Origin of the sequence: Nocardia sp. NPDC058658, from assembly GCF_042716665.1 — a bacterium.
Lineage (GTDB): Bacteria > Actinomycetota > Actinomycetes > Mycobacteriales > Mycobacteriaceae > Nocardia.
In genome coordinates this window covers 592,064-618,158 of sequence record NZ_JBHXRR010000001.1, presented here as the reverse complement: position 1 = coordinate 618,158, position 26,095 = coordinate 592,064, and the positions used below count along the sequence as shown (strand labels likewise).

Genomic DNA, 26,095 nt, shown 5'->3' with positions numbered 1-26,095 from the left:
GGTCGAACGGTGCCGACGTCTCGGTTATCGCTTTCTGCTACCACCGCCCGGGCCGAATCCGGCGTCGGTGTGACTCAGCCGCACGGTGGCGGCGTCGCGCCGGCGAATTGTCGCCGATCATGGCGCCGTGGCCGTCGCTCTGGAGCGCCGAGGCACGAGTACTGCACCAGGCGACCGGACTGGCCAACTCCGCGGGTGGCGGCGAGCGCTCGAGCGTGAGGAAAGCGATGGTCCTGCCCGTGTGTGCGTCGAAAGCGCCGGTTACAGCCACCCGTTGCGCTGAGGCGGAGGGGTAAAACCGCTACTTCAGCGGTGGTTGTAGCGAGTACGGTGTGGCAGCCGGCCGGTGATCGCGTGCAGCGGCGGCAAGCGGACACCGACGCGCGGATACGAAGGAGCCAATAGTGCCAGGTGCTGAACTGCGAGGGGTGACGCTGGACTGTGCCGACCCGCAGGCGCTGGCGGGCTTCTACGGTGCATTGACCGGGATGCGCGAGCTCTTCAGTACGGGCGAGTTCGTCGCTCTGACGGACGGCTCCGGCTGTGATCTGGGATTCCAGCGGGTTGACGGATACCGGGCTCCGCAGTGGCCGGGTCAGGACGTGCCACAACAGTTCCACCTGGATTTCCGCGCTGATGACCTCGATGCGGTGGAACAGTTGGCGCTGGAACTCGGCGCGGCCAAGCCGGACCATCAGCCCGGTGACGGACGCTGGCGGGTACTCATGGATCCCGCTGGCCACCCCTTCTGCCTGATGTCTTCCTGACATCGCCGGCCGTTGTTTCTGCCACTGTCACCGCAGGTCGGTGAACTCCTGGGTGCCGACCACGGTGAGCAGGTCCAGTTTGTTCGCGCTGTCGGTGCCGATGGCGGGGGTGAACCAGAGCAGTCGTTGTCGGCCGTCTTCGCTGAACAGGTTGAGGCAGTTGACTTCGATCAGGCCGAGAGTCGGGTGGTTGATCCGTTTGCGGTCGTCTCGGCGGAAGGCCACATCGTGGGCGGCCCAGATCGCCGCGAACTCGGCCGAGCAGCTCAGGAGTTCGGAGATGAGCGACGCCGCTTCGGGATCCGCGGCGGAGCGGCGGCCCGCGGCGGCCCGCAGATCGGCGACGAACGCCCGGGACTGGGTTTCGTGGTCGGCCTCGGGGTAGAGCCGCCGGGCTCGCGGGTCGGTGAACCACCGGTACAGAAAGCTCGCCTCGATGCCCTGGCGACCGGAATGATCGCCGAGCAGCGCGACGGCCAGCGCATTCTGGACCAGCGTGACGTGCAGGTCGGTGATCACCAGTGCGGGCGTCGCGACCAGCCGGGTGAGCAGGTCGAGCATCCCTGGATGGACGTGCGAACTCGCGGTTCCGTCGCGCGGCACCGGGCGATCGGCGAGGTGATAGATGTGGTCACGTTCGTCGGCGGTCAGCCGCAACGCGCGCGCCAGTGCCGCCAGCATCTGTTCCGACGGCTGCGACCCGGCACCGCGCTCGAGCTCGTTGTAATAGTCGACCGATGCCCCGGCGAGTTGGGCCACCTCGTCGCGCCGGAGTCCGCGCACGCGCCGTCGCGGCCCGGACACGAATCCGACCTCTTCGGGCCGGATGCGCTCGCGGCGTGACCGCAGGAATGTGCCCAGTTCGGCGTACTTCGCGACGCTCATGACATCCAGTCTGCCGGACGTCGGTCCCGCGACACAGGGGATGACATCCCCTCGTACCCGCCGCCCGCGGCGCCGATAGTGGAGTACATGACATCCACCGACACCACATCAGGAAAGTTCGGACGGGTTGCCGTCGTCACGGGAGGTTCACGGGGCATCGGGCGGGCGATCTCGCTCGAGCTCGCGGCCCGCGGTAACACCGTCGTCGTCGACTACACCGACAACGCCGCCGCCGCCGAGGAAACGGTGGCCGCCATCGCCGCGGCGGGTGGCACCGCCATCGCGGTCGAGGCCGACGTCGCCGACGAGGACGCCGTCGCCGCGCTGTTCGACCGTGCCGAAGCCGAATTCGGCGGTGTCGACGTCGTCGTCAACTCCGCGGGCCGCCTCGCCCTGTCCACCATCGCCGACCTCGATCTGACTGTTCTCGACGCGCTCCACCGCGTCAACATCCGCGGCACCTTCGTCGTTGCAAAGCAGGCCGCACGACGGCTGCGTGACGGCGGCTCGTTCGTGAGCATGTCGACGTCGGTGGTCGGCACCCAGCTCCCCACCTACGGTGCCTATGCCGCCAGCAAAGGTGCTGTGGAGGCGATCACGCTGATCCTGGCCAGGGAACTGCGTGGCCGCGACATCACCGTCAACGCCGTGGCTCCCGGCCCGACCGCCACCGCGTTGTTCCTGGACGGCAAGAGCGAGGATCAGATCGCGACGCTGGCCAAGAATCCACCGCTCGAGCGCCTCGGCACACCCGAGGACATCGCCCGCGTGGTCGCCTTCCTCGCCGGTCTCGATGGGCACTGGATCAACGGCCAGATCCTGCGCGCGAACGGCGGCATGATCTGACGTCCACCCGACCCTGGCCGCCCAGGCCAGCAGCCCATCGGCACTTCTCGTGGGCTGAGCGGCTGTGACCTGTGGGATTTCAGCTACGGCAGGATCGCGTCGATATATCCGCCGTCGACCCGCAGCGCGCCGCCGGTGGTCGCCGAGGCCTGCGTCGAGCTCAGGTACACCACCATGTTGGCGATCTCCGACGGTTCGATCATGCGCTGGATCAGTGATTGCGGACGGTGCTCGCGCATGAACTCGCGCTGCGCCTGATCCCATGGCAACGACTTGTCGACCAGTTCGTAGACGAACTCCTCCACCCCGGCCGTGTGGGTCGGACCGGCGATGACCGAATTGACCGTGACGCCCGTTCCGGCGGCGTCCTTGGCGAATCCGCGGGTCACGGCCAGCAGCGCGGTCTTGGACACCCCGTAGTGGATCATTTCCACCGGCGTGACCACGGCGGAGTCGCTGGCGATCTGAATCGCGCGACCCCAGCCCTGGTCGATCATGCCGGGCAGGAATGTCCGGATGAGGCGGACCGCCGAGAGCACGTTGACGTCGAAATAGGTGCGCCATTGCGCGTCGGTGATCTCGCGCGCCGGTACCGATTCGAAAATGCCCAGATTGTTGACCAGGATGTCCACGGCGGGCAATTCCCGCACCAGGTGCTCGACGCCCTCTTCGGTGGTGACATCGGTGGCGATGCCGATGACATCGCCACCCGCACTGCGCAATTCAGCAACAGCGACATCCACGCGTTCGACATTGCGGCCATTGACCACCACCCGCGCCCCACTACCGGCAAGGCCCTGCGCGATCGCCAAACCGATTCCTTGCGTTGAGCCGGTCACCAGCGCTGTTTTTCCGGTCAGATCGATAATCACCAGTCCACTCCTCCATTGCGACATTGCGGCAAATAAGAACGCCTGACCTGCGCCACCTTAGTCGGGAGCGGCTGGCGGCGACCCGACCGGCGGGAGTGAGGAGGTCCTCGTTCACGGCGAGGGCGGCCAGGTGGAGGCGGGTGATCCAGCTGTCCATGGCGCCGACCACTTTCTGTGCGCGTCGACTGCTAGCCGGTTGATTGCCACAACGCTTGCCCTTGCAGATAGCTGGATCATTCGTCGAAGGTATTTTCCTATAATATGTAGGTAATTGCATAATGTTAGTAGCTAGATTGGAGAATGCTGATGGTTCGAGTGGGGTTGACCCCTGACCGGCTGACCCTCGCGGGTGTCGAGCTCGCCGACCAAGTGGGTTTCGAGCAGGTGACCGTGTCGGCGCTCGCGCGGCACTTCGGCGTGAAGCCCGCGAGTCTGTACTCGCACGTGAAGAGCACCGAGGACCTGAAGACGCGGATCGCGTTGTTCGCGCTCACGGAACTCGCCGACCGTGCGGCCAACGCGGTGGCCGGCCGGTCCGGCAAGGACGCGCTCGCCGCGTTCGCCGATGCCTACCGCGACTACGCGCGTGTGCATCCCGGCCGTTTCGACGCCGCCCGATTCCGACTGGATCCCGAGACGGCGGCGGCGAGCGCGGGAGTGCGGCACGCGCAGATGATGCGCGCGATCCTGCGTGGCTACGACCTGACCGAACCAGATCAGACCCACGCGGTTCGCCTGCTGGGCAGCGTCTTCCACGGCTACGTCACCCTCGAGCTGGCCGGTGGGTTCAGTCACACCGACGTCGACTCGCAGCAGTCCTGGGAGTGGGTCGTCGACTCGCTCGACATCCTGCTGCGCACCCGAGCAATCCCTGCCACCGAGAAGTAGGAATGATGAAGACCGACACCATGTGGGTGACCACGCCCATCACCCCTGATCTGCTGCGCGGATTCCTGGACCTGGAACCGACCCGACACGGTGTGCTGCCGCATCGTTTGCCTGCGGTGGCGCGCAGGCAGATTCCCGACAGCCAGCTCGCCATGGCCGAGGCGCAGCCGTCCGGAGTGCGGCTCGTGTTCCAGACCCGCGCCACCACCGTCGAACTGGACACCCTGCCCACGAAGCGGGCCTACCGCGGTATGCCCGCGGTGCCAGACGGGGTCTACGACCTGCTGGCCGACGGCGAACTCGCCGCGCAGGCGACGGTCGACGGCGGCAACGTCCGTACGATCACCGACCTGCGCACCGGGGCCGCCGAACTGACCGATGGGCCGGCGGGCACCGCGCGGTTCACCGGTCTGCCCGCCGGTGACAAGCGGATCGAGATCTGGATGCCGCATGCGGAGATCACCGAGCTGATCGGCCTGCGCACAGACGCCCCGATCGAACCGATCACCACCGACGGCCAGCGGGTGTGGCTCCACCACGGTAGTTCCATCAGCCAGGGGTCCAACGCCGCGCACCCGAGCGGCATCTGGCCTGCGCTCGCCGCGCGGCACGCCGGCGGGGTCGAACTGATCAACCTCGGCTTCGGCGGTAGCGCGCTGCTCGACCCGTTCACCGCCCGCGCCATGCGCGACACTCCCGCGGACCTGATCAGCGTCAAGGTCGGCATCAATATCGTCAACACCGACACTATGCGGTTGCGCGCGTTCGGTCCGGCGGTGCACGGATTCCTGGACACCATCCGCGACGGGCATCCGCACACTCCGCTGCTGGTTGTTTCGCCGATCCTGTGCCCGATCCAGGAGGACACCCCCGGCCCGCTGATGCCCGACTTCTCGACCGGCATCATGCGGTTCAAGGCCACCGGCGACCCCGCTGACGTTGCGGCGGGTCGCCTGACGCTCACGGTGATTCGCGACGTGCTGGCCCGGATCGTCGAACAGCGGGCCGTCGACGATCCGAACCTGCACTATCTCGACGGCCGGGACCTGTACGGGGACAACGACTTCGCCGAGTTCCCGTTGCGCGATGCACTGCACCCCGACCCGGACGGCCATCGCCGAATCGGAGAGAACTTCGTACGGCACGTCTTCGGGGCGGGACGCCCGTTTGCGGGCTGAGGTCACCTCGGCGCCGAGACCGTTCGGCATCAGGATCAGGTCAGCGGTGTCGGTGACGATCCGGCTGGTGGTGGCTCGACCCGATCGTCGGCCTCGACCTTGTTGTGCTCGCTCTCCACACCGGCAGCATCGCACGGACGATCGTTCCCCATCGGTCACACTCGGCCCGACCACTGTCGCCTTCACCGCGGCGTGAGCGGACGTTTCCTTCCGATGGCGTCCTGACACCAGATCGGTTGCACGCCAGGATTAATTGCCCCACGGCTCCCACGCCGAGTCGCCGTCACCGACCACATGCGAGACGAACCCGAACCGCGTTACTCGCCCATTCCGTCGCCGCCGCGTCTCACCGTGGTAGCCGGGTCCTATCCGGCCAGACCCCGGAGCAGACCCTCCAGATCGCGCTCGCCCGCGCGAGTCTGGGCACCGTTGGCCATTCCGCCGCGGATCAATCGCTCGGCCGCGGGACGAGCGAATGTGCCTGCCCAGGCGAGGTGCTCGCGCCGCAGGCCCTCGCCGAGGTCCTCGGGGGCGACGGCACGCTTGGCCGCCGCGATCACCCCGTCGGGCAGGGCCGCGATGTTGCGGGCGAGGCGGTCGACCAGGTCGTCGAGCTCGTCGGCGGGAACAGCCCGGTTGATCCAGCCGTAGGTCTGTGCGGTCTCGGCGTCGAACAGTTCGGCGCCGAGCACCGCCTCCAGCGCGCGGTGCCGCCCGACTCGGGCGGCCAGGTACTGTGTGCCGCCACCACCGGGGACGATGCCCATGAGCGCTTCGATCTGACCGATCCCCGCGCGACCGATCGCCGCGAAGGACATGTCCGCGGCCGCAACGAATTCCGCTCCGCCGCCGCGCGCCATCCCGGCGAGTTTGACGATGGTCACCTGGGGGTGGTGCCGGAGCAATTCACCGAGAGCTTGGAAGACGTTGACGCCGTCCGGCAGGTCGGTCGCGAGTCCTGCGAAAGCGTCGGGTGTGTCGACCAGCGACATGTCGACGTGCGCGATGAAGAACTCCGGGTCGGCGCTGTCGAACACGATCACCCGAATCGAATCGTCGTCGCGGACTGCGGCCAGCAGGTTCCGCAGGTCGCTCATCATGGCGACATTCAGCACGTTGACCGGCGGGTTGTCGAGCGTGACATAGGCGATGCCTGCGGCACGGCGCACTCGCAGGGTCGTGTAGGCGTCCTGGTTCATGGAGATCTCCCGATTCGTACCCGATAGGCATCTAGGTTCCTGATGCATACTTACCCTGCGGCGACGGGAGACCGGCGTCAATAACGCACTTTCAGCATCGTAAGGATTGCGGAGGATACCGATATGACCAGCTCCGACCCCGGCATCGTCTTCCGATCCGACTGCCCGAGCCGCCCGATCCTCGATCAGATCGCCGACAAGTGGTCGATGATGGTGATGGCGATCCTCGACGAGCCCCGCCGGTTCAACGAGATCAAGCGCCGCCTCGACGGTGTGACCCAGCGGGTCCTGACCCAGACCCTGCGGCGGCTGGAACGTAACGGGATGATCGTTCGCCGCGTGCTGGCGACGTCTCCGGTCGGGGTCGAGTACTCGCGCACCCCGCTCGGCGAATCCCTGCGGGAGCCGTTCGATCGGCTGTACGCCTGGACGGTCGCCAACGCCGATGAAATCCAAGCGCGCCAAATGGATTACGACCGAAGGCAACCCGCGCCGAATCAGTGACAGGAAGTCATCCGAACTCCGAAAGGGTTGGCGCGCGTTACGTTTTGGTCACCGCGCGACAGCACCGATGTGGTCGAACATCACCGGCCGACTGACCGACTCAGCCGAAGGGTCTCTCGCGGACGAACCGGGTCAGTGTCGCGGCGAAAGCCTGTGCTTCCGCCTCGGGCCACGCGGTGAGATGCTGGTCGAAGCGGCGGGCGAGCCGGTCACGGTGACATGGGCAGTCGAACCGCGCGCCCCGCGGCATGAGTGCGGCGCGCACAGGGGCAGGTGCGGGCGCTCAGCGTGTGCTGATCCGGCTCCGGTAAGCCGCGACGCTGGCCCGGTGTGCGCATGTTCGGGTGCAGTACTGCTTCGAGCCGTTGCGCGAGAGATCCACGAAAGTGGCCCGGCAGGACGGCCCGGCACAGACGCCGAGGCGAGCGGGACCGAGCGTGGCGATCACGGAGGCGAGTGCGCTGAGCGTAGTCGTGGCAAGATGCGCCGAGCGGCGGTCGGTGTCGGAGGTCACCTCGGTCCACCAGCGGCCGTCCTCGTGGCGCAGTACCGGGGTCGCGCGGCTGCGGCGCAGGCCGTCGTTGATCAAATCCACAGCTTCGTCCGCGTCCGTGTTCGCCCGTTCGAGCACCGCGCGCACCGTCTCGCGCAACGCGCGGGCTTCCGTCAGGTCGGCGTGGGTGAGATGCCGCGGACCGGTCCCGTGGTTCGCGGACGAACTCGGAGGCTCAGCCGTGGGATGGTCGTCGAGGAAGTCCCGGAGCTGCTCGACGGTCTCGAGCGCGTCCTCTCCCTTGATCGGTCTCAAGGTGTTGGCCAGGTCGACGGCCGTCTGGACCGCCGAAGTGGTGTAACACGCATCAAGCATTTGACGTGTCTCCTCATCGCTCCGTAGTGTGACATCCATAGTAGCGTTCACGTGTCACGCAATGTGCCAGGGGAGGAGGCGACGATGTCGCAGACGCTGCCTGCCGTAGGAGCCGCCAGCGGGGGATCGGACCACGCCCCGGACGGGCGTCGGCTGGGGCTGACATTGGGGATGCTGGTGCTGCCGATGTATGTGGCACTGGGAGCGCCGTCGGTGGCACTGCCTGCCATCGGCCGCGCACTCGCGGTGCCGTTCGGGGCCACCGCATGGATTCTCGCCGCGTGGTCGCTGACCTCCGCGCTCGCGATGCCGGTCGCGGGTCGGCTGCTTGTCCGCTGGAGCCCCTTCCGGGTCCTCGTCGCCGGGGTCATCACGCTCGCCGCGGGCTCCGCGCTCGCTGGAGTCGGGCCGACACTGTCGGCGGTGATCGTCGGCCGACTGATCGGCGGTGCCGGGGCGGGCGCGACCGTGATCGCCGTCTTCGCCGCGGCCACTGCACTTCCCGGGCGGCAACGTATCCGCGCCCTGGGAATCATCGCGGCCGCCAGCGCTACGGCGTCGGGGTGCGGGACGCTGTTGGGAGGGGCGGTGACCGAGTGGCTCGGGTGGCGTGCGGTGCTCGCGATCCCGGTCCTCGCGCTACCCCTGCTGCTGGTCGCATTGCCGAGTAGGCGCGCGCTGACGCGTAGCGGTGGCGGCGAGCGAAACGGCTCGACCGGGCGACTCGATATCGTTGGCGCGGCCGTGCTGTCGGTACTCGCCGGCTCGGTGATCACGTTGCTGCAGGCACACTCGGTCGGCCTGACCGCTCCGGTCACGCTCGTCGTGGCAGCCGCCGCAGCGCTCGCCGCCGTGGGACTGTGGTGGCGCGTGCGAAGCACGCCCGACGGGTTCGTGCCTAGACGGGTGATCGCATCCCGCGGTTTCCTGGCGGCCGGTCTCATCGGCGCGACAGTCTTCGCCGGCTACTACGGGGTTCTGTTCCGCGCGCCGTCCCTGATCGAGCAGGCCACAGGGGGTGGCCCTCTGGAAGCCGGCCTGTTCCTGGTCCCGGCCGCCGCCTGCTCGGTGCTGGCCGGGCGACTGGTCGGCACCTTGACCGACCGGTTCACCGGCTGGCAGGTGTCGGCCGGGCTTGCGGCACTCACCGTGGTCGGCGTGCTCGTGGTCGCGATCTTGACCGGGCCGATCCCGATTGTCGTCGGCACTGCGTTGACCGTGTGCGGATTCGCAGGCGCCCAAGCCGTACTGGTGAGCCTCGCGCCGGACCTGGTCGCCGTGGACGACAGCGACACCGCACAGGGCCTGCTCAACTTTATGAACGCCCTGGGTGGCGGGATCGGTCCCGCCGCTGTCGCGGGTCTGTCGGGCATCGTGGCGGTGCCGGTGGCCCTCGCCGTGCTTGCGGCACTCCCCATGATCGGTCTCATCGTCAGCCTGACTCAGCGCCCTACCGCCGACCGCCGCTCGAGCCCCACGCCGACGCATGGGGAGCCCGCGACGACGGGCCCACCTGCATCCGATCCGCCGACCCCGTGACCAGTAAGGAGCCTTCCCATGTCCGCCGAGCCATTCGAGGTCAGTATCACCGAAGCCGAGATCGCGGACCTGCGTGAACGACTGCGACGGACACGGTGGCCCGAGCGCGAGCCGGTCGACGACTGGTCACAGGGTCTGCCGTTGGCGTACGCGCAGGAGCTGTGCCGCAGCTGGGCCGAGGACTACGACTTCGGGTTCGCCGAGCGGCTGAACGTGTTCCCGCAGTACCGCGACACGGTCGACGGGCTGGGCATCCACTTCCTGCACATCCGCTCGCCGGAGCCGGACGCCTTCCCGCTGGTGCTCACGCATGGGTGGCCGGGTTCGGTGCTCGAGTTCCTGGAGGTCCTCGGCCCGCTGACCGACCCGTGCGCGCACGGCGGTGACCCGGCGGACGCGTTCCACGTGGTCGCGCCGTCGTTGCCCGGGTACGGCTGGAGTGACAAGCCGTCGACGACCGGGTGGGGCATCACTCGCACCGCGCGCGCCTGGGACACATTGATGGTCTCGCTGGGTTATCAACGTTACGGCGCGCAGGGCGGTGACTGGGGATCGGCGGTGTCCGGCGCACTGGGCGAGGTGGCGCCCGAGCGGGTCGCCGCCGTGCACCTGAACCTGGGATCGGTGGCGGCGGGCACGTTCGACAACCCGACGCCCGCGGAGCTGGCGAACTTCGAGGCCGAGAAACAGTTCCAGTGCACCGGGCGGGGGTACTCGGCGATCCAGGCGACCCGGCCGCAGACGCTCGGGTACGGCCTCACCGATTCCCCGGCGGGCCAGGCCGCCTGGATCGCCGAGAAATTCTGGGCGTGGACCGACAACGACGGTCATCCCGAGGACGCGGTGTCGCGGCAGCAGATCCTCGATGAGATCTCGGTCTATTGGTTCACCGCGTCGGCCACGTCGTCGGCGCGCCTGTACTGGGAGAGCTTCGCCGACTTCCGAGGCAAGGTCACCGCACCATCCGGGCTGTCGGTCTACCCGCGCGACATCACCCGCCCGTCGCGGCGGGAGGCCGAGCTGCGGTTCACCGACCTGCGCTGGTTCGAGGAGCTGCCGCATGGTGGCCACTTCGCCGCGCTGGAGCAGCCGAAGTCACTGGTCGAGCAGGTGCGCGGGTTCTTCCGGCTGTTCCGCTGACTATCCGTGCCAATACTGGGTAGCCCGCGCCTCGATCTCCTCGGTCGAGGTGGTGGAACCCAGTTCTGCTGACCCACATAACGCGTCGGGACGTCAGTTTCGCTGGTGGTAGGCGCGTGCGCAGCGATCGATCAGGCGTCCACCGAAAGTGGCCGACAACGGAGCGAGAAGCCAGGCGTACCAGACGTAGGGAGTGAGCCAGGCGAGTGCGGCCGTCGCGAAGAAGACGGCGGCGACGGCGTACGAGGCGTTGGCGCTGGTACGAAGATCGGCGGCAGCGATGTGTTCGGCCAGCGTCGATCCTCGTGCGGCCAGATCCCGCACCACGCCTTCGCAGGCGAACAGCAGCGCCGACGTCACAGCGAAGAGGCAGACGGCGAGCTTGTTGTCAGGAGCGTGCCCGAACACCGCCGTCGAATAGGGCAGGATCGCGACCAAAAGTAGTAGCGGCGCATGCCATGCAAGGGTGCGCCGGTCCAGCAGCGCCACCTCCTCGATCAACATGTGATGGCGGTGCCACACCGCCCACAGCAGGAAGAACGCGAGCAGGAACGCCACAAAAGAAGCCCGTTCGTGCCAGAGGAACGCGGCCAGGGCGCCGGCATCGACGAGATCCTCATCCTGCGGCCTCTTGATCTCGACGACCAGCAGGGTTGTCGCAATGGCGAGTACAGCGTCGGTGAACGCGCCGATTCGGTGCGGTGACCAGCGTGCACTCTGGCCGGTCGGGTCATGGTGAAGCCGCATGGGAGCCTCCGGGTGTTATGTCGTTCGGGTGGCTGCTCGAGCGGCGGGCGCGAGGGTAGGCCGCCCAGAGTTGGTGAGCTGTTGCGACCGGAGCGCGAGGACGATCATGACCGCGGGGAAGAGTAGGTCGCAGACCAGCACTCCACCGGTGTTGCCAGGAGCATGGTCGCCGTGGGCGAACCATTGGTAGACGTGGCCGATCGCCGCACCCCACAGGAACATACCGGCGCCGAGGCCGATGGTGATGCGCTCGCGAGCGGTGGCCGAGGCGGCGCGGAATCCCATGACGGCGAGCCCGAGGTTGGCGAAGGCGATCTCGAACTGGAACGGGGTCCGGTCGAAGCCGATCGCGGTGGCCATCACATCCGGGATGGTCAGGAAGGCGATCGTCATCCACAGGCTGCCGCAGCCGAGTGCGGCGACGGCCCACCACCGCTGCCAGGTTTCGAGGGCTGCAGCACGGGAGGGGCTGTGCCGAGTGCGGATCAGTGCGCCGACAACCGCGATCACTATCCAGACCAGGGGGAAAGCCGATTGGGCGAAGTAGGACACCTCGTTCATGACCTTGAGTCTTGCATGGTTAATATTAACCACGCAAGACTCGAGATTATCGAGAGGGAGGACTCCGAAGCGCCGGATCGAGCTATCGGCGTGGCTCGAGGAGCTTGGCCAGCGCGGCAGTGTCGTGTAGGTAGCGTTCGTACGGGAAGCCCGCTTTCAGCAGCGCGTCGCGCAGTTCGTTCTGGAGCGGTCTGTCGCTGCTGTGGAAGGCGTGGCGGCCGGCTTCGGTGGTGCTGACCAGTCGTCGTCGTCCGTGCTCGGGGTCGGGCTCGACCGCGACGAATCCGGCTGTTTCCAGCGGGCGTAAGGCCCGGCTGACCGCCGGGTCCGATACTGCCAGTGCCTGCGCCAGCTGGTGCTGGGTCACCGGCTCGATTTCTTCCAACGTCCCTAGCAGGCGTAGCTGGCTGTACGTCAGCGCCGCGGAGTCGTCCGCGCGTCGGCGCGCGGCCTCTCCGAGTAGGTGCACCACGCGATGCAGCAAGTCCCCGAGTCCGTCGTCCACTAGCCGAACGTATCAGAATCTTGCCTTGTTAACATTCATCCTTACGCCGGTCAGGCCGGTCGCGATTGAGCGTAGCCGTCCGGTATGGATGCGTTATGACTGGCAGCGGTAGCTCGCCTGGTCATCAGGGTTCGGCCCGACATAATCGATGCGGCTCGGATACGGGCACAACGGAATGACACGCCCGGCTGCGGGTGCTCCCTCGGGCATGGTTGCACGCAAGGTATCGGGTGCCACGCCGTTCTCAACCCAGGCGACGAGTGCGTTCAGCGGGTCGGTCGGGATGGGACCCTGTCCGCCGCGGCAGTGACCGACTCCCGGCGCGATGAACAACCGTGCGAACTCGTCAACCGTCGACCGCCCACCCATAGTCGAGTGCACACGATCGAAGTATTGCTCCGTACCGGGCGAGAAGATCTGGTTATCCCCGGTGCCGTGCCACGCGATGAGCTTGCCGCCCGAGTTCTCAAAGGCGGACAGATCCGGGTTGTCGGTATCCATGATGGCCCCGAATTGTTCGATCGAGTAGTGGAAAAGCTGCGTATACTGCTCCGGCGTAAGCGTTTTCCAGTCCCAATTCCTGTCTCTGACAAGGGAATTCGCGAACCATGCTTCGGTGATCGGAAACGGAACACCGACGAGTTGATCATTCTGTTGTTCGGTGTAGCTCACTCCGCTGGGTCCGAAGCCGGGGGAGATCTCGCCGGCGACATCTGTTCCGCGCGGCGGGCCGAACCACAGTTGTCGTCCGTCTTCGCCGCGGGGGCCATCCCAGATGCTCGACATGACATCGGCGTCAGCCTGCGTGATCACGCCGCAGTCCGTGGCGGTTCCTACGATTCGACGAGGGTCCCACGTACAGGTTCCCATGATGACTCCGTCGGTGACACCGTCCTCCGGGTCACAGGCGGCCACGGCGGCGACACTGAACGCGTCCTGCTTGCACAGCGGTAGCGGATTGTTCGCCATTTTCATGGCCAGTTGTGCCCACATCTCCGAGGGAACGAACTTGGTCCAGTTCAGGGCGGGCGACTCCGCCAGAATGCCGTCGTAATCGTCGGGGAAGCGTTGTGCTTCACTCATGGCCTGTCGTCCACCTGTGGAGCAGCCGTTGAAGTAGGTATAGCTCGGAGCCTGTTGGTAGTACTTCGCAGTAATTTCTTTACCGTCTCGGGTCATCCAATGGATCGCGTCGTATGCCCAGTTTCGCATGAGCGTGGTGTTCACGGAGCCGTCGTCGTTCAGGAGGAACGCTGCGTCGCCCGACCCTCCGGCGTTGCCGCAGTTGGTAGTTACGGCGGCGTAGCCCGCCTTCACCGCGGCCTCGAGAGCCTTGTACTTCGGTCCGCAGCTGTAACCACCACCACCCACGCCCTGAAACCGCCCGTTCCATGTCGTGGTCGGTAGCCACAGTGTCTCGGTTACTTTATTGGCGTCGGCATCGGTTCGTACGGCGACAACCTCGCACAGTTCCGGCAATTCGGTCTGGATCGGAATTCCGTTTTCGGATGTCATGGTCCGTGGTCCGGCCGGCACGACCGTCGCGGTCACGACATCGAATTCCGCGAATTCGATGGATTCCAGTGTGCTGCAGTCACTAGCCGTGGGTGCGGCGGACGGGCGCGCCGACGTTGTCGAGTTCGAGGTTTTGCCGTCGGAACACCCGACAGTTGTCGCGCAGACGACCGCGACGAGACCCGCAGCGAGCTGCGTTCTCAGCCGGAAGGGGCGATTGTTGACCATAGGGGATCCACTTTCTGGTTAGTTTCCCGCGGGTCGTCGCAATTCCTGTGACGTTCGACCCATATACCGGTTCGGTTGTGTGACCGGCTACCACGCGTGGCTGGCGCCGCGGTCCTCAGCTGTTTTGGCGGATGGCGCGTATGGCAACCGAATCCGTCGCGCATCAGAACAACCAGGGCAGTTCGTCGTGGCCGAAGTCGCGGAAGTCACCGAAGCGGCCGGAGTAGAAAACCAGCCCTGCGCCGTCGCGCCAACGCATATCGGTGACCTCGCCGTAGACGACACGGTGGTCGCCGATGTCGTGTGCGGCGTGCACCCGACATTCCAACTGCGCGAGCGATTCCTGGATCAACGGCAGGCCGCTGGCACTGGCGTCGTGGGGAACGCCCTCGAATCGGGCGCCGCCGCGGGTGGCGAAGCGGCGGGCGAGCGCTTCCTGACGAGCGCCCAGAACCGACACCGCGAATCGGCCACTCGTGTCGACGGCCTCGGTGGTCCGGCTGCCATGGGTCAGCGAGACGAGCAGGATCGGCGGTTCGAGGCTGATCGAGGTCAGCGAACTGATCGTCATCGCACACGCCGCGCCGTCAGCATGTTCGGCACTGACCACGGCGACGCCGGTGGTGAATCGGCCCATGACGCGCCGCATATCGGCGGGCGTCGGACCGTGGAACGCTGGGAGTGTCATGGTGATCCCTACCTGCTGTGGTATCGGACTTCGAAGGTCACCACGCCCTCGTCGGTACGCCACGGCCCGTGCGGCATCCCGGGCGGGCGGCAGGCGTACATGCCCGCGGTGAAGGTTTCACCGAGGGTGATATCGGTGAACGAGCCCTCCAGGATGTACACCTCCTCCCAGAAGTCGTGTTTCTGCACACCCATCGGGGAGGAATCGGCTCCGGGTTCATAGCGCAGGATGCGGGTGGCCACGTTGGCCTCGGGGTCGCGGGCCAGAATGCGTTCGGTGACCGCGGGGTTGTCGCCGGGACAGATGGTGTAGTCGATGTCGGTGACGGGGAAGAATTCGAATTCGGGCTTAGCCATGGTTGATCGATCCCTTTCAGGTGATGTCGAGTTTGTAGGAGGCGAGGAACTGTTCGACCTTCGCCAGGGCCTGCTCATAGCCGTAGTTGCGGTAGGTATAGGCGCCCTTCACCACGAACGGTGCTCCGGCGTAGAACAATTCGTACTGCTGGTGCCGACCGGCGAATTCGGAGCCGATGATGTCCCAGGCAAGTTTGAACAGCTTGATGCGTTCCTCCGACGGCACGCCGGGAGACTGCACATAGTGGGCCAGGTCCCCGGAAGTCAGTGGGCTGGTGAGATCTTCGACGCTGGACGGCAGTTGCAGTACGCCACCGCCGACGAGATCACGCAGGATCGCCAGCACCCTCGGATAGATTTCCGACTGCAGGCCCATCGACCCGTACAGGGCACGCTTACCCGGTATCCATTGCCCAGCGGAGTCCGGCTCGGCGGTGTATTCCGCTGCCAGCACCGCTGACTCGACGCTGGAGACCAACGCGGCGAGTTCGCCGAGCTTCTCCTGCACACTGGGGATCTTGTCGACACCGTTGACCTGTGTGACGCGGCGGGCGACGCCGGCGATGAACTCCAGCTTGGTGGCGAACCTGATCTGAGCCTGCCAGTTGCCCAGCGCGTGTGCCCCGGTATCGAAGAACTGGCGGCGCACCCCGGCGGTGTCACGGTCGACGAACACCCGATCCCAGGGGATCAGCACATCGTCGAAGACGACCAAGGCATCGGGCTCGTCGTATCGGGTTGTCAGCGGATAATCGAACGCACTGGTCGCAGCCGGAGCATATGGGCGGCGGCAATAAAGCTTGAGGCCGTCGGCAGCGGTCGGGACAACGAACGACACCGCGAAGTCCTGGTCATCCGGGCCGAGCGGTTTGATGCAGGACACGAAGATCTCATCGGCGATGGCCGCGCCGGTCGCCAACATCTGCGAGCCGCGAACAATGATGCCCTCGTCGGTCTCCCGCACGACCCCGACCTGCAGATACTCCCCTTCCCACCCGGAAGCGGTGGTGGCGCGCGAGACCTGGGGCGGGATGATCGCGTAGGAGACGTAGAGGTTCTCGTTCAGGACCCGCTGGTGGAAGGCCTTCACATTGGCCGAGAAATCGCGCTGACCGTCGGCGAACACTTCGGGGTGCGCCGCGAAGGACGCCAGAAAGGTTCCGACGTGATCTGGGCTTCGCCCGATCCATCCATGGGTGTGATCGGCCCAGGTCTGGATGGCCTCGCGGCGCAGTCGCAGTTCCTCGGCGCTGCGGGGAATGCCGAATACCCGGTTGGCGATCGCACCGGTCTCCGGTGCGAGGTATTGCATGTTGCCACTGGGATCGGCGGCGAGGTCGAACAATTCGGCGATGGTGTGAGCGACCGGCGCGAACGCCGGATGAGTCGAGACGTCCTCGATCTTCGCGCCATCGACCAGGACCACACGGCCATCGTTCAACGACGCCAAGTACTCGGTGCCGGTTCGCATGTCAAACTCCTTCGCAGGTGGTGTCATAGGTATGTGTCAGGCTTCGGCCGTCGGGCAGACCGAGCTCGATTTCCCATCGGGCGCCGGGGGTGAACTCGCCATCGATCAAGGGCAGCGTCCCGGCGAAGCAGATGAGGTCTTGACCCTCGTCGCCCAGCCGATCGGTGATGATGCCCAGGAGGTCGACCGGCGTCCGCAAAGCGGCCAATGTGCCGTCCTGATAAGGCTTTCCATCGACCCAGCTGCGCGCATGGCAGGCGTCCCAATCGAAGCTGTTCCAGTCATCGATCTCGACAACGGTGCTCCCGACAGGCTTGGGGCAGGCACGTTTGGAATCACCGATGTCGACAGTTTCGAGCCTGCGGTCGGTGTGATCGGAACCGACGCCGAGGTAATAGCGCCCCCGGTGACGAAGCAGCACCGGCTCGACTTCACCGGAGGTGTGGCGGCTGCGGATCGGCGTGCTCGCCGCGGTCGTGATGGTCGCGCGGTCGACGCGGTAGAGCATCGGTACCTGCGATGGCGGGGCAACGCCGATCGCGGCAAGTTCGTCGATGTGGTGGCGGACCGCTGCTTCGTCGCGGCCGGTGTAACCGGCGACCAACGTTCGGGCGGTACCGAGTCGGACCGTGTCGCCGGTGCCGAGGACGTCGAATTCGATCAGGTCAGCGATAGTTTCGGTCATGATAGGACCTCTCGGCGGTTGAGGAAGCTGTAGTCATCGAGGCGATCTGCCAGCACCGGGAATTCGGCCCGTGTACGCCCGACAACCGCAGGGTCGATCGCGGCGATGGTGATCGATTCGCTGTCATCGGCTTCGGCGATCACCTTCCCCCATGGGTCCACGATGCGACTGTGCCCGGCCAGTTCGACCCCGTTGTGGGTGCCGGTGGCGTTGCAGGCGATGACGAAGACCTGGTTGTCGACCGCGCGGGCCGAGGTCAGCAGCCGCCAGTGAGCCAGCCGCTTGGCCGGCCAGGCCGCGGGCACGATGACCAGTTCCGCGTCGGCGTCGACCAATTCGGTCCACAGACCGGGGAACCGCAAGTCGTAGCAGGTGGTCGCGGCGACGGTGCCGAACGGCGTCTGCGCGGTCCGGATCCGGTCGCCGGGCTGGAGCAGTTCCACCTCGCGCGAGGCGTAACCGAAAACATGAATCTTGCTGTAATGATGGATGATTCGGCCATTCGGGCCGATCAGCACCGCGGTGTTGCGCAACTTGTCGCCATCGGCGCGTTCGACGATGCTGCCGAGGTGGACGTGGCAGTTGCGCTCGCGGGCGATCGCGGCCATGACCTGCACGGTAGGTCCATCCAGAGTTTCCGCGTCACCGCGGTAGTCGTCGAAGTGGTTGTATCCCACTCGCCAGAGCTCGGGGGCGACGATCAGGTCGACGTCAGTGCTCAGTTCCCGCAACAGCTGGCGCACGCGTTCTAGGCGATGCGCTGCGGTTTCGTCATCGGGGCTAGCGAGTTGAGCCAGTGCGACTTTCATGAGTTTCCTTTGTTCAGAGGTTGGGCCGTTTCATCGAACGCAGCGTCGTATCGAGGTGTTCGCGCACCGCCCGCACCGCGGCCTCGGTATCCGAAGCCGCGATAGCGTCGACGATCGCGCGGTGTTCGATGAGGACTTGTTCCTTGCGGTGGTCATCGGCCATGACGATGCGCACGCCCATCCGCATCTGCCGATCGCGCAGCGAACGGTAGAACTCGTGCATCAAGTGATTGCCTGCCGCGCGAATGATGGTGGTGTGGAATTCCAGGTCATGGCCGATGAACTCGACCGGATCGGTGTCGGATTCCTGGCAGTCGACCAGGGTTCGCAACCGGTTGGGGATCGAGCCAGGATCGGGCGCGACCTCGGCGACCGACCATTCCTCGACGACCCGCCGCGCCTGCATCACGTCCTCGATGTCGCTGTCCGACAGCGCAGGAATGAAGGCGCCCTTGTGCGGCACGCGCCGAACGAAGCCTTCGGCTTCCAATCGCAGCAGCGCCTCACGGACCGGGGTCCGGGAGGTTCCCGATGCCGCCGCGACCTGCGCTTCGGACAGAAACATTTCTTTGTCGCGGGGCAAAGTCACGATGGTGTTCTTCAACCACTCATAGGCCAGCTCGGGTGCCGAGCCTGCGGTGGTTTTGGGTGTGGTCATGAATCTGCCCCTTCGAGTCGGTTAGCTGGTGACAACAGCCGGAGTATCGGCTGCGCGTATCGGTGTGTCCTGGGTGGGAACCTCGGCGAGGTCCACCGCGCGAGTCTCATCGGCAATCAGGGCCGCGACCAGCGAGATCGCGCCCATGGCCGCCAGATAGACCGCGATCGCGTATCCGGTGCCGAACCGGTTGTACAGAGCGATGGCGATGATCGGCGCCACCGACCCGGCCAGCACCGAGGCGAGGTTATAGGCCAGCGAGACCGCCGAGTAGCGCACCTCGGTCGGGAACAGCTCGGAGAAGAATGCTCCGATTACCGAGCTGTACGCGGCGAAGATCAGCAAACCGACCGCGACGGCGAGGATGATGGCACCGGTTCGCTCGGTATCGAGCAGAGCGAAGAAGGCGAACGACCACACGATCGTCGCGCCGGACGCCGCGATGTAGATGGGACGGCGCCCGATCCGGTCGGCCAGGACCGCGAACGCCGGGATCGCCACCAGCGCGACCACCATGCCGACCATTACCGCCGTCAGCCCGATACCGCGCCGCAGTTCCAGGATCTGGGTGATGTAGGTGATGACGAACAGCGAGAAGATGTAGAAACCCGCGTTCTCGCCGAAGCGAGTGAACGCCGCGAGCAAGATCTGCCGCCAGTGGCCCCGAACTGCCTCGCCCAGTGGCGCTTTCGGCGGATGAAGGCTCGATGCCTGCTTGGCCTGTTCGAACAACGGGGTCTCGGTGACATACAACCGCAGCACCAACCCGATCACCACCAGCAGCGCCGACAAACCGAAGGCGATACGCCAACCCCAGGACAGGAACGCATCCTCGGACAGCACCGCACCCAGCAACGCCAACACTCCAGCGGCCATCAGATTCCCCAGCGGCGGACCAAGATTCGGCCACGCAGACCAGAAGGCGCGACGTTTCGAATCACCGTGCTCGGAGACGAGCAACACCGCGCCGCCCCACTCGCCACCGAGCGCGAATCCCTGCACCAATCGCAGCAACACCAACAAAATCGGCGCGGCGATGCCGATGGCGCCGTACGTGGGTAGGAACGCGATCAGGAAGGTCGAGACACCCATCAGCAGCAGGCTGGCGATCAGCGTCGCGCGCCGACCTTTGCGGTCTCCGAAGTGTCCGAAGACCGCCGCCCCCACCGGCCTGGCCACGAATCCGACCGCGTAGGTCGCGAAAGCGAGCATGGTGCCCACCAGCGGGTCGTGGGAGGGAAAGAAGAGCTTGTTGAACACCAGCGCGGCGGCGGTTCCGTAGAGGAAGAAGTCGTACCACTCCACGGCGGTACCGGCCAAGCTCGAGCCCGCGATGACGGGCAGGCTGGTGTGTGATCTGCGGTTGATAGATTTACTGGTGGCGGTTGCCATGTCGACTCCTAGGTCGCATCGTCGATGCCTGACGATCCGCTGCCCCACGTCTACCTCGACGTAGACGCTCTCCAGGGCGCGGTGGTGCTGCCGGGCTCGGTGGTTGTTGACGCAACCACCGAGCCGTCGACTTTCCTGCTCGTTCTCGGCCGTAAAGCCGATCGCGCCAAGTCCGTAGACCAGTTGTATACCACCGGCCGACAATCCCGCCATAGATTCGATTACTTTTTACATTTCAACCCGTAGCCGACATAGGCTGACACCGAACAGTTCGGAGGCGAACCGTCTATGACCTCCACTCCTCACCGACCCCGACCCCGACACCGTCGCGGGTCTCTACGCCGACGCCGCCCGCCGATGTCGTCGCCGAGATCGCCCATCGCGGGCCGCAACGTCGACGGATACATCGACGCGCCGTACTTCCGCTCGATCTTCGCCCAGGATGTGAGTACCGAGACCGCCGCGGATCTGGATGTGCGGCTTGCTTTTGTCGCGTTGGCCGACATCGGCGCCGCTGCCGCCCGTGCGTTCGAGAACCCGGCGCGGTTCCATGGTGTCGAGCTGGAACTCGCGGGGGATTTTCTGAACTTCCGGGAGGCCGCGCGGATTCTGGCGCAGGTGACCGGCACGGAGATCGAACTGCCCGTCAGTCCCGAAGCTGCCATCGAGGAGGGGCTGATGCCGGTGTTCGCGCTGTCGCAACGATTCACCAGTGCCCACCCCGCCCCTGCCAGACCCGCGTCAGCGCACGAACTCGGGCTGCCCACAACATCATTCACGACGTGGGCACGAGAGACGCTGGGCCGATGACGCCTTCGACGTCGTGTTGATCCGGTCGACAACGTAGCCGGCCGGATCAACAGGTTCACTCAGTCGAAGACGCGCAGGGTGTCGGTTCTGCGGGGGTGACGGTAGGGCAGTTGGTCGGCGGTGGTTTCGGCGTCGGCGAGGCCAAGTCAGCGCGGTCGCAGCTGCGCCCATGGGTTGGGTCGATCCATCCCTGGGGTGGGTTTCGGGCTATCGGCTGGCCCGGGATCGTTGGCGGTACACCGGAAATGGTGTCGGAGAGGATCGATAGAGGGTGTCGATCCCACAGCTCGAGATCAGGGGCAACACGATGTTCGTAAAGCGAATTGCATTGCGTGTCAACGCGGTAGCGGTCTGTCTGGCTCTCACGGTTCTCGGTGCCGCAGTCGCAGGCTGTGACCCGACAACCGAGCCACGCGGCGCCGACGTCACCACGACCCGCGCCGTCGAAGCCGATATCAGCGCGGACGATGCGTCCTTCCTCGAGGAGATCAGGATCAACGATGCGGTCCTGCCGGGGAAGTCGGCGAAGGAGATGGTCGCCGCGGGCCGGGCGACCTGTGAACACTTGCGTGGCGGCGTGTCCGTACTGGACGAGACTTCCGCAGTTGAGCAGACCTATCAGTTCGATCAGGGGCCGCTGTTCGTCAGCGCCGCGACCACGAATCTGTGCCCGGACTTCGTTTCATGACCGGCGACACCGACGCACGGTAGTGCGATTTCGCGCCCATGATGTCAAGCACCGCCTTCCCGTGCAGCCGTCGATCGAGCAGGGCCATGGCCGCCTCGTCGTAGCGGGCCAGCGGGCCATGCCAGCTGATTCCGGGATCGAGGCGGCCCGCGGCGACACTCTTGCCGGATCGGCGCAAACCTCATATGCGCCCAATGCCCTCAGTTCGTCCTGCTGAGCGGAATTTCGGCTGATCGCCACGACCTCCGCACCCGCTCGAGCGGCGAGTTGCACCGCGTAACGGCCGACACCACCGAACGCACCGGTGACCATCACCCGCCGTCCGACGAGCCGGCCCATGCGTCGCAGCGCATGCAGAGCGCTCAGCCCGGCGATCGGAATCGTGCTGATCGCGCCAGCTGACTTTCATGGATCGTTGCTCGAGATGTTGGACGCGCTCTCACCGGAAGGCCTCGCCGATACTGAGCTGTGGACACTGATGGGCGGACAAAGGAGTCAGAGACAGTCGCTGGCGCGGATTCTGCAACGCCGCAAGATTGATGAGGAAACGGGCATGATGATAGCCCTCAAGCACGACCGCGACGTAATGGTGCGAGGCACGGCCGCCCAATGCCTCGCAGCCTGGGCCGGCGAAGGATATACCTACCCTTCATCAGTCCGCGCAACCGAAACTCTTGCCACAGAACCCGGTACGCAGGTCGCACTGGGAATCACATACGGCGTCGCGGCGTATCCCGACACGGCGATCGCGATCGCAATCGCAACAACGTTGGTCGAGCACCCGTCGTCACGGGTGCGGCGATGGGCCCGCAGTGTGCTGGAACCGGATCCCACTGGACCGTCATGACGACGGCTGGTCGCTGACGGCCAACTTGCCAAGTCGAGTGTGGTGAGTCCTCCGGCGCCCCGCGCTGTTGGGAGGCACTATTGGCCCGCGCCCCGCGGGGATGGTCCGTGATCCCCCGCAGGGCTTCCCCCGCCATCTCGCCGGCTCCGCAGTTGCCGTGGTTGTCGTCGGAACAACAGAGGGCCGATCGCCGGGGCAGGCTGCTGGGGAGTTGCGTGCTGCTATGGCAGGGAACGAGCTCGGAAGCGCCCCACAGAAACCCCACACTTTTGACCGGAATCAATGTGAATTGATGCGAAATGTTGAGAACAGCCGTTTCGTGAAAAAGCTTGGTGCTGAGCACTATTGGGCACTGATGGGTAGGGTCTGGACAACTGGAACGCGCGCCAAGTGGTCGCAGGTTCAAATCCTGTCAGCCCGACAGTGGAAATCCCCCCTGACCTCGGTCGGAGGGGATCTTCTTGTGTCCCGGAGATTTGACGTGGTTTGGCCAAATTTCACAGCAACTCACTCGTGGTGCCACTCAATCGGGTAGCCGGGGCGGTGAGGCTGACGCGGGTGTCGCTTTTCGTTGTGGGTGGGGCGGTGTTCAGTTGATCAGGATCGGTGCCCCGTCGGCCGGCACGTGGGTGATGTTGCGGATGCGGCCCCGCGCTGTCGCGTTCGCGGGCAGGGATAGAACGTGGCGGCGCAGGATCTCCTGGAGCACCGCCGCGCCTTCCATCAGTGCGAAACCTGCTCCGATGCACCGGCGCACCCCACCACCGAACGGCAGCCAGGTGTTCGGGGCTACGCTGCCGTCGAGGAAGCGGCCGGGTCGGAACACGTTGTCCGGGAATGCTTCTGGTCGCTTGTGTGCGAGGAAAATCGAGGTTGCGACGACGGTTTCGGCGGGGAGGTCGTGGCCGCCGATCGTCATGTCGCGGGTGAGCTTTCGTACCACACCGCCGATGACCCAGTGGTAGCGCAGAGCTTCCTTCATCACCGCTTCGAGGTAAGTGGTGTCGCCGTCGAGCGCGGCTCGGCGGGCGAGGTCCTGTTCGGTGGGGTTGGCGGCCAGTTCGTGTAGCGCCCAGGACAGTGCGGCGGAGGTCGTCTCGTGGCCGGCGGCGAGCAGGGTGACCAACTGGTCGCGGAGTTCGTCCGGGGTGAGCGGGGTGTCGTTGCCACTACCGGTTGCCATCAGTCGCGACAGCACATCCGCGCCCGAGGTGTCGCTGGACGTGCGGCGTTGCTCGATCTCGGCGTAGAGGTGGGTGTCCAGGCTGGCGCGGTCGTGGTGGAACCGTTTCCAGGGGCCGCGGTTCTGTAGGGCTGGGTAGCGGGAGCCGAGCAGGGTGAGTGGGGCGATGTCGGTGATGCGGCGCATGGGTGGACCGAGCAGGTCGCGGCGGCTCGGATCGGCCACACCGAGCACCACCTCGCCGATGACGCCGAGGGTGATCCCGGTCATCGCATCCAGGCTGCGGACCGTCGAACCGGCCTGCCAGGTCTCCACGTGGGTGGCGGCGATCTGCTCGATCATCTTGCGATAGCCGGTCAGGGCGGGCCCGGTGAAGGCGGGCATCAGCAGGCGGCGGGCGCGAGCGTGTTCGGCTTCGTCGGTGATGAGCACCGAATGATCGCCGAGTAGTGGACGCAGGATGCCGTTGCTCTCGCCGGCGTGCAGGTCGGTGGGGGAGGCGGCGAAGATCTCGCGGATGTGTTCAGGGCGGGTGAACACGACCAGATGCCGGGCGTACGGCGGCACCATGCGCAGGGTGAAGGTGTCGCCGTAACGGCGAGCGGTGGCGGTCATGAAGTGCTCCCGCGCTTGCACATACCGCATCGTCTGTGCGATCGGGGGTAGTCGGGGGCCGGGCTGGTACATGGCGGCGGTCCTCTCCTCGACACCTCACTCCACGGTAACCTCGGTTGCTCGGGCCGGGTGTCGATTCGGAAGTCCACGAGTTCGCGGCCTCGCGGGTAGCGCGATCGAATGGTGTTTTGTCTGAATTGTTAGTCTCCGTGGATGATTTCAGCACCGCAAGGGTTTTGGGCGGTGGCGGGGGTTGCGTTGATCTGTTCGATGGTGGCGTGTTCCGGCGAGAACGCTGCGGCGACTTCGCTACGTCCGTCTGCACCGCCCACCACCACGACGGTCAGGCCGACTCAGACCGATGGGACGTTGCCCGACGGGAGCGATACGCATGGCTACCGGAACTCGTTCGCCCGATGTAAGGACACCGAGCGACTGGTTCTGCTGGTCAGTCAGACCACTGGGCAACCGGTGAGCACTTTCCAGGGCACCCAGGTGGGCGGGGATCAGCGATTTGTCGTGTGTGAGGACCAGACCGCGACCCGGATCATGCGGGCGGTGGCGCCGGCGTTGCGGCCGGATCCCTTGGAAGGCGTCTTCTTCACTTTCACCGCCAATAGTCAGCAGTTCGTGGCTGATGGGATGAAGATCGACCTGGCGCGCGCGACGATCACCGTCACCGATGATCCGAAACACCCCGAATTCCGTGCGGTGACGTGGACGGTGAACGAGTACTGGAGTGCCGTCTACTGATTCGACGGAACGGTGGATTCAGCGCGTGATTCCCGAGGGCGGGGTACGCAGGATCTGTTGGATCATTCGGGCCGCGCGTGTCGGCGGCGGGTGCCATGGGTCGAAATCGTCGGTGGGCCAGGCATATACGGGGACATCGTCGGCGAGTAGCGAGCTGAGGTCGGGTTGGTCGAGTTCGACGGACGACCATGCGTACAGGTGGTTGACGCGGGGAGCGATGATGCCGATGTCGAGTAGGCGGCCGAAGCCGTGCTCGTCGCTGATGTAGGTCTCGACGTTGTCGGACAAGGGGTAGCGGTCGGGCAGAATTCGCGACAGCGACAGGAACATGCCGGTCATTCCCAGTCGCGGATCACCCAGCAGTGGTGCCACCGGCGCGAGCCAACCGAGCGCCAGGCGTGGCGCGGACACCAGTGCGTGGGCGTACAGCACTCGAATCAGCACCAGGTTCATGAAGAACCGTTCGGTGCGACTTTCCTGCTGTGCGAGCGCGCGGTTGGCGAGATAGCCGGCCACGATGCTGGAGTTGTGGGCGCGATACCAGTTCGCCGAGGTCGGTTCGGCGAGGAAGCGGGTCGTCAGTTCGACGCTGGCCGTGGACGGGGTGCCGCTGACTCCTCGGGCCAATGCTCGCGCTTCCCAGCCGTCGCGCAGCAGTTGCTCGTTGATCGCGCGCCACCACGGGCTGCCCGGTCGCGGGTCGGTGGGCGGTCGCAGCAGGCCCCGGTTCAGCTGCCAGTGCATGAATGCGGTCGCCGCGCGCTGGAAAGGTAGTCGGCGGGAACGGGATTCGTCGTCGTAGAGGTGCTCCAATGACTTCGAACGCCCGTGTGGATCGTCTCGGACGCCGACGACTTGATGTTCGGCGAACATCGCGGCATCCGAGAGTTGCACGGGC

At 65.8% G+C, this 26,095-nt stretch carries 29 protein-coding genes; 12 read left to right on the top strand and 17 right to left on the bottom strand.

Annotation, left to right across the window (positions count from 1 at the left end; translation table 11 throughout):
* Nucleotides 1–404: 404 nt before the first annotated feature.
* A complete protein-coding gene (locus tag ACFWUP_RS03030) occupies nt 405–767 on the top strand; it encodes a VOC family protein (protein WP_379230171.1) in 363 nt (120 codons plus the stop codon).
* Nucleotides 768–794: 27 nt separating this feature from the next.
* Here the strand turns inward: ACFWUP_RS03030 and ACFWUP_RS03025 are convergent, their stop codons facing one another.
* Nucleotides 795–1,652 carry a helix-turn-helix domain-containing protein gene (locus ACFWUP_RS03025; RefSeq protein ID WP_379230169.1) on the bottom strand — a complete coding sequence of 286 codons (858 nt, stop codon included), beginning with the start codon at nt 1,650–1,652 and terminating at the stop codon, nt 795–797.
* A gap of 87 nt (nt 1,653–1,739) precedes the next feature.
* Between ACFWUP_RS03025 and ACFWUP_RS03020 the strand changes: the two genes are divergently transcribed.
* Entirely contained in the window at nt 1,740–2,498 is a 759-nt protein-coding gene (locus tag ACFWUP_RS03020) for an SDR family oxidoreductase (RefSeq protein ID WP_379230167.1), read from the top strand.
* Nucleotides 2,499–2,581: 83 nt separating this feature from the next.
* On the opposite strand, the gene ACFWUP_RS03015 is transcribed toward ACFWUP_RS03020, so the two are convergent.
* On the bottom strand, nt 2,582–3,370 hold the full coding sequence (locus tag ACFWUP_RS03015) for an SDR family NAD(P)-dependent oxidoreductase (RefSeq protein ID WP_379230166.1): 789 nt from the start codon (nt 3,368–3,370) through the stop codon (nt 2,582–2,584).
* Between the two features lie 306 nt (nt 3,371–3,676).
* Between ACFWUP_RS03015 and ACFWUP_RS03010 the strand changes: the two genes are divergently transcribed.
* Nucleotides 3,677–4,258 (top strand): TetR/AcrR family transcriptional regulator, encoded by a 582-nt coding sequence (locus ACFWUP_RS03010; protein ID WP_379230164.1) that lies wholly within the window; start codon nt 3,677–3,679, stop codon nt 4,256–4,258.
* Nucleotides 4,259–4,260: 2 nt separating this feature from the next.
* Nucleotides 4,261–5,436 (top strand): GDSL-type esterase/lipase family protein, encoded by a 1,176-nt coding sequence (locus ACFWUP_RS03005; protein WP_379230162.1) that lies wholly within the window; start codon nt 4,261–4,263, stop codon nt 5,434–5,436.
* A 365-nt stretch (nt 5,437–5,801) separates the two neighbouring features.
* Here the strand turns inward: ACFWUP_RS03005 and ACFWUP_RS03000 are convergent, their stop codons facing one another.
* Nucleotides 5,802–6,635 carry an enoyl-CoA hydratase/isomerase family protein gene (locus ACFWUP_RS03000; protein ID WP_379230160.1) on the bottom strand — a complete coding sequence of 278 codons (834 nt, stop codon included), beginning with the start codon at nt 6,633–6,635 and terminating at the stop codon, nt 5,802–5,804.
* 123 nt (nt 6,636–6,758) lie between these two features.
* Here ACFWUP_RS03000 and ACFWUP_RS02995 point away from each other — a divergent pair, with 123 nt between their 5' ends.
* On the top strand, nt 6,759–7,139 hold the full coding sequence (locus tag ACFWUP_RS02995; protein WP_379230158.1) for a winged helix-turn-helix transcriptional regulator: 381 nt from the start codon (nt 6,759–6,761) through the stop codon (nt 7,137–7,139).
* 283 nt (nt 7,140–7,422) lie between these two features.
* Here ACFWUP_RS02995 and ACFWUP_RS02990 read toward each other — a convergent pair whose 3' ends face one another.
* Nucleotides 7,423–8,007 carry a CGNR zinc finger domain-containing protein gene (locus ACFWUP_RS02990; RefSeq protein ID WP_379230156.1) on the bottom strand — a complete coding sequence of 195 codons (585 nt, stop codon included), beginning with the start codon at nt 8,005–8,007 and terminating at the stop codon, nt 7,423–7,425.
* Nucleotides 8,008–8,091: 84 nt separating this feature from the next.
* Here ACFWUP_RS02990 and ACFWUP_RS02985 point away from each other — a divergent pair, with 84 nt between their 5' ends.
* Both ACFWUP_RS02985 and ACFWUP_RS02980 read left to right on the top strand, forming a co-directional pair.
* Nucleotides 8,092–9,546, top strand: a complete 1,455-nt coding sequence (locus tag ACFWUP_RS02985) for an MFS transporter (protein ID WP_379230154.1) — start codon at nt 8,092–8,094, stop codon at nt 9,544–9,546.
* 18 nt (nt 9,547–9,564) lie between these two features.
* Nucleotides 9,565–10,686, top strand: coding sequence for an epoxide hydrolase family protein (locus tag ACFWUP_RS02980; RefSeq protein WP_379230152.1), 1,122 nt, complete (start codon nt 9,565–9,567; stop codon nt 10,684–10,686).
* 93 nt (nt 10,687–10,779) lie between these two features.
* Here ACFWUP_RS02980 and ACFWUP_RS02975 read toward each other — a convergent pair whose 3' ends face one another.
* The 11 genes from ACFWUP_RS02975 to ACFWUP_RS02925 all read right to left on the bottom strand — a co-directional run bounded on the left by ACFWUP_RS02975 (nt 10,780) and on the right by ACFWUP_RS02925 (nt 20,301).
* Entirely contained in the window at nt 10,780–11,433 is a 654-nt protein-coding gene (locus ACFWUP_RS02975; RefSeq protein ID WP_379230151.1) for a TMEM175 family protein, read from the bottom strand.
* A 15-nt stretch (nt 11,434–11,448) separates the two neighbouring features.
* Nucleotides 11,449–11,994 (bottom strand): DUF6790 family protein, encoded by a 546-nt coding sequence (locus ACFWUP_RS02970; RefSeq protein WP_379230149.1) that lies wholly within the window; start codon nt 11,992–11,994, stop codon nt 11,449–11,451.
* Between the two features lie 82 nt (nt 11,995–12,076).
* Complete coding sequence (locus ACFWUP_RS02965; RefSeq protein WP_379230147.1) at nt 12,077–12,499, bottom strand: MarR family winged helix-turn-helix transcriptional regulator; 423 nt, start codon at nt 12,497–12,499, stop codon at nt 12,077–12,079.
* Between the two features lie 93 nt (nt 12,500–12,592).
* A complete protein-coding gene (locus ACFWUP_RS02960) occupies nt 12,593–14,242 on the bottom strand; it encodes a tannase/feruloyl esterase family alpha/beta hydrolase (protein WP_379230146.1) in 1,650 nt (549 codons plus the stop codon).
* A 163-nt stretch (nt 14,243–14,405) separates the two neighbouring features.
* Entirely contained in the window at nt 14,406–14,930 is a 525-nt protein-coding gene (locus tag ACFWUP_RS02955) for a flavin reductase family protein (protein ID WP_379230144.1), read from the bottom strand.
* Nucleotides 14,931–14,938: 8 nt separating this feature from the next.
* A complete protein-coding gene (locus ACFWUP_RS02950) occupies nt 14,939–15,286 on the bottom strand; it encodes a cupin domain-containing protein (RefSeq protein ID WP_379230143.1) in 348 nt (115 codons plus the stop codon).
* Nucleotides 15,287–15,302: 16 nt separating this feature from the next.
* Nucleotides 15,303–16,757, bottom strand: coding sequence for a 4-hydroxyphenylacetate 3-hydroxylase family protein (locus ACFWUP_RS02945; RefSeq protein ID WP_379230141.1), 1,455 nt, complete (start codon nt 16,755–16,757; stop codon nt 15,303–15,305).
* Nucleotide 16,758: 1 nt separating this feature from the next.
* A complete protein-coding gene (locus tag ACFWUP_RS02940; protein WP_379230139.1) occupies nt 16,759–17,442 on the bottom strand; it encodes a DUF2848 family protein in 684 nt (227 codons plus the stop codon).
* Complete coding sequence (locus ACFWUP_RS02935; protein ID WP_379230138.1) at nt 17,439–18,251, bottom strand: carbon-nitrogen family hydrolase; 813 nt, start codon at nt 18,249–18,251, stop codon at nt 17,439–17,441. The genes ACFWUP_RS02940 and ACFWUP_RS02935 overlap by 4 nt, the downstream gene beginning before the upstream one ends.
* Before the next feature lie 13 nt (nt 18,252–18,264).
* Entirely contained in the window at nt 18,265–18,909 is a 645-nt protein-coding gene (locus ACFWUP_RS02930) for a GntR family transcriptional regulator (protein ID WP_379230136.1), read from the bottom strand.
* A gap of 21 nt (nt 18,910–18,930) precedes the next feature.
* Complete coding sequence (locus tag ACFWUP_RS02925; protein WP_379230134.1) at nt 18,931–20,301, bottom strand: MFS transporter; 1,371 nt, start codon at nt 20,299–20,301, stop codon at nt 18,931–18,933.
* Nucleotides 20,302–20,325: 24 nt separating this feature from the next.
* On the opposite strand from ACFWUP_RS02925, the gene ACFWUP_RS02920 reads away from it, so the two are divergent.
* The 4 genes from ACFWUP_RS02920 to ACFWUP_RS02905 all read left to right on the top strand — a co-directional run bounded on the left by ACFWUP_RS02920 (nt 20,326) and on the right by ACFWUP_RS02905 (nt 22,646).
* Entirely contained in the window at nt 20,326–20,547 is a 222-nt protein-coding gene (locus tag ACFWUP_RS02920; RefSeq protein WP_379230133.1) for a hypothetical protein, read from the top strand.
* Nucleotides 20,548–20,658: 111 nt separating this feature from the next.
* Entirely contained in the window at nt 20,659–21,111 is a 453-nt protein-coding gene (locus ACFWUP_RS02915; RefSeq protein ID WP_379230131.1) for an NmrA family NAD(P)-binding protein, read from the top strand.
* 271 nt (nt 21,112–21,382) lie between these two features.
* Nucleotides 21,383–21,799, top strand: coding sequence for a DUF732 domain-containing protein (locus tag ACFWUP_RS02910; protein ID WP_379230129.1), 417 nt, complete (start codon nt 21,383–21,385; stop codon nt 21,797–21,799).
* Nucleotides 21,800–22,136: 337 nt separating this feature from the next.
* Nucleotides 22,137–22,646: a hypothetical protein gene (locus ACFWUP_RS02905; protein ID WP_379230128.1), complete on the top strand. Its 510-nt coding sequence runs from the start codon at nt 22,137–22,139 to the stop codon at nt 22,644–22,646.
* A 589-nt stretch (nt 22,647–23,235) separates the two neighbouring features.
* On the opposite strand, the gene ACFWUP_RS02900 is transcribed toward ACFWUP_RS02905, so the two are convergent.
* Nucleotides 23,236–24,516, bottom strand: a complete 1,281-nt coding sequence (locus tag ACFWUP_RS02900) for a cytochrome P450 (protein WP_379230126.1) — start codon at nt 24,514–24,516, stop codon at nt 23,236–23,238.
* 399 nt (nt 24,517–24,915) lie between these two features.
* On the opposite strand from ACFWUP_RS02900, the gene ACFWUP_RS02895 reads away from it, so the two are divergent.
* Nucleotides 24,916–25,197 carry a hypothetical protein gene (locus tag ACFWUP_RS02895; RefSeq protein ID WP_379230124.1) on the top strand — a complete coding sequence of 94 codons (282 nt, stop codon included), beginning with the start codon at nt 24,916–24,918 and terminating at the stop codon, nt 25,195–25,197.
* An 18-nt stretch (nt 25,198–25,215) separates the two neighbouring features.
* Here ACFWUP_RS02895 and ACFWUP_RS02890 read toward each other — a convergent pair whose 3' ends face one another.
* Entirely contained in the window at nt 25,216–26,091 is an 876-nt protein-coding gene (locus ACFWUP_RS02890; RefSeq protein WP_379230123.1) for a hypothetical protein, read from the bottom strand.
* Nucleotides 26,092–26,095: the final 4 nt, after the last annotated feature.

Bases quoted from the DNA above. Each gene is read 5' to 3' on its own strand.
- ACFWUP_RS02960 (WP_379230146.1), bottom strand. From the start codon at position 14,242: ATGGTCAACAATCGCCCCTTCCGGCTGAGAACGCAGCTCGCTGCGGGT.
- ACFWUP_RS02980 (WP_379230152.1), top strand. From the start codon at position 9,565: ATGTCCGCCGAGCCATTCGAGGTCAGTATCACCGAAGCCGAGATCGCG.
- ACFWUP_RS02995 (WP_379230158.1), top strand. From the start codon at position 6,759: ATGACCAGCTCCGACCCCGGCATCGTCTTCCGATCCGACTGCCCGAGC.
- ACFWUP_RS03020 (WP_379230167.1), top strand. From the start codon at position 1,740: ATGACATCCACCGACACCACATCAGGAAAGTTCGGACGGGTTGCCGTC.
- ACFWUP_RS02990 (WP_379230156.1), bottom strand. From the start codon at position 8,007: ATGCTTGATGCGTGTTACACCACTTCGGCGGTCCAGACGGCCGTCGAC.
- ACFWUP_RS02930 (WP_379230136.1), bottom strand. From the start codon at position 18,909: ATGACCACACCCAAAACCACCGCAGGCTCGGCACCCGAGCTGGCCTAT.
- ACFWUP_RS02935 (WP_379230138.1), bottom strand. From the start codon at position 18,251: ATGAAAGTCGCACTGGCTCAACTCGCTAGCCCCGATGACGAAACCGCA.
- ACFWUP_RS03005 (WP_379230162.1), top strand. From the start codon at position 4,261: ATGATGAAGACCGACACCATGTGGGTGACCACGCCCATCACCCCTGAT.
- ACFWUP_RS02955 (WP_379230144.1), bottom strand. From the start codon at position 14,930: ATGACACTCCCAGCGTTCCACGGTCCGACGCCCGCCGATATGCGGCGC.
- ACFWUP_RS02915 (WP_379230131.1), top strand. From the start codon at position 20,659: ATGTCGTCGCCGAGATCGCCCATCGCGGGCCGCAACGTCGACGGATAC.
- ACFWUP_RS03000 (WP_379230160.1), bottom strand. From the start codon at position 6,635: ATGAACCAGGACGCCTACACGACCCTGCGAGTGCGCCGTGCCGCAGGC.
- ACFWUP_RS02900 (WP_379230126.1), bottom strand. From the start codon at position 24,516: ATGTACCAGCCCGGCCCCCGACTACCCCCGATCGCACAGACGATGCGG.
- ACFWUP_RS02905 (WP_379230128.1), top strand. From the start codon at position 22,137: ATGCGTCGCAGCGCATGCAGAGCGCTCAGCCCGGCGATCGGAATCGTG.
- ACFWUP_RS02985 (WP_379230154.1), top strand. From the start codon at position 8,092: ATGTCGCAGACGCTGCCTGCCGTAGGAGCCGCCAGCGGGGGATCGGAC.
- ACFWUP_RS02950 (WP_379230143.1), bottom strand. From the start codon at position 15,286: ATGGCTAAGCCCGAATTCGAATTCTTCCCCGTCACCGACATCGACTAC.
- ACFWUP_RS02970 (WP_379230149.1), bottom strand. From the start codon at position 11,994: ATGAACGAGGTGTCCTACTTCGCCCAATCGGCTTTCCCCCTGGTCTGG.
- ACFWUP_RS03025 (WP_379230169.1), bottom strand. From the start codon at position 1,652: ATGAGCGTCGCGAAGTACGCCGAACTGGGCACATTCCTGCGGTCACGC.
- ACFWUP_RS02940 (WP_379230139.1), bottom strand. From the start codon at position 17,442: ATGACCGAAACTATCGCTGACCTGATCGAATTCGACGTCCTCGGCACC.
- ACFWUP_RS02975 (WP_379230151.1), bottom strand. From the start codon at position 11,433: ATGCGGCTTCACCATGACCCGACCGGCCAGAGTGCACGCTGGTCACCG.
- ACFWUP_RS02925 (WP_379230134.1), bottom strand. From the start codon at position 20,301: ATGGCAACCGCCACCAGTAAATCTATCAACCGCAGATCACACACCAGC.
- ACFWUP_RS02945 (WP_379230141.1), bottom strand. From the start codon at position 16,757: ATGCGAACCGGCACCGAGTACTTGGCGTCGTTGAACGATGGCCGTGTG.
- ACFWUP_RS03010 (WP_379230164.1), top strand. From the start codon at position 3,677: ATGGTTCGAGTGGGGTTGACCCCTGACCGGCTGACCCTCGCGGGTGTC.
- ACFWUP_RS02920 (WP_379230133.1), top strand. From the start codon at position 20,326: ATGCCTGACGATCCGCTGCCCCACGTCTACCTCGACGTAGACGCTCTC.